The sequence below is a fragment of the Protofrankia sp. CiP1_Cm_nod4 genome, assembly GCF_982290645.1.
This window is the reverse complement of record NZ_CEVIVC010000180.1, coordinates 6,516-7,406: the sequence shown is the minus strand read 5'-3', so window position 1 is coordinate 7,406 and position 891 is coordinate 6,516. Positions and strand designations below refer to the sequence as shown.

1 protein-coding gene is annotated in these 891 nt (G+C 71.0%); it reads right to left on the bottom strand.

Features of this window, described 5'->3' with window-relative positions:
- Positions 1–654: DUF1156 domain-containing protein (locus AC5LSR_RS21840; RefSeq protein WP_493465634.1), on the bottom strand; the 654-nt coding region annotated here is incomplete at its 3' end.
- Positions 655–891 lie beyond the last annotated feature (237 nt).

The window sequence follows — 891 nt, the reverse complement described above, 5'->3', positions numbered from 1 at the left end:
CGTGGCCTTGGTGCCGTCGGGGAGGGTGGCCCTGGGGTAGAGATGGCCGATGCGCTTCTCGGCCTCGTCGCGCATCCAGGCGCCGTAGGCGCGCACGTCGGCGGCCAGGCCCTCGGCGCCCTTCCAGGCGCGGATCTCGGAGTCGGCCAGGCCGGGGTAGACGGGAGGCTGGTCGCGAAACTTGGGTGGGATCTCGATGAGCGCCTTGTTGATGAGGACGGCGACGGGGTTGAGGTCGGAGGCGTGCGCCTCCAGGCCGAGTCGCTGGGCCTCCAGGGGGATGGTGCCACCGCCCGCGAACGGGTCGAGGATCGCTGGTGGCTTGCCATCGGTGGACTTGAGGATCTCGGCGTGCGCCTCGGCGAGCAGCTTCTCGTCACGGATGTTCTCCCACACCACAAGCCGCTCGATCAGCTCGTGCAGCCGCTCGCGCTCCTTGCGCTGCAGCTCCTCCGTGGGGAACTCCTCGGGCCGTGCGGACGGGTCGTCGACGAGCTGGGCGAACAGCACGGCGCGCGCAGCCGCGAGGGGACGGCGCGCCCACCACAGGTGCAGCGTGGAGGGGTGTCCGTGCCGGATGGACTTCTCCCGGGCGGACTCCCGGTTGATCGCCTCCAGCGGCAGCGCGACCTCGATCAACTTGCGTTTCTGCACGACGTCCTCTTCCTCGTCCCCGGAGACCGGCTGGGCGGCTCAGCGGCAACCAACGGGCTTGTCACCATCAGAACGGGGTGCTGCCCTTGGCCCACATCCTGGCCCAGTCGCCGCGCAGGCCGGTGGCCTCGAAGTCGCCGAGGTCGGTGGTGGCGAAGGGGGCGTCGAGGTAGCGGACCTCGTCGTGCCGCGCCCCGCGCGGGTCGACCCTGACGAGCGCGAGCCGGTAGCGTGGGA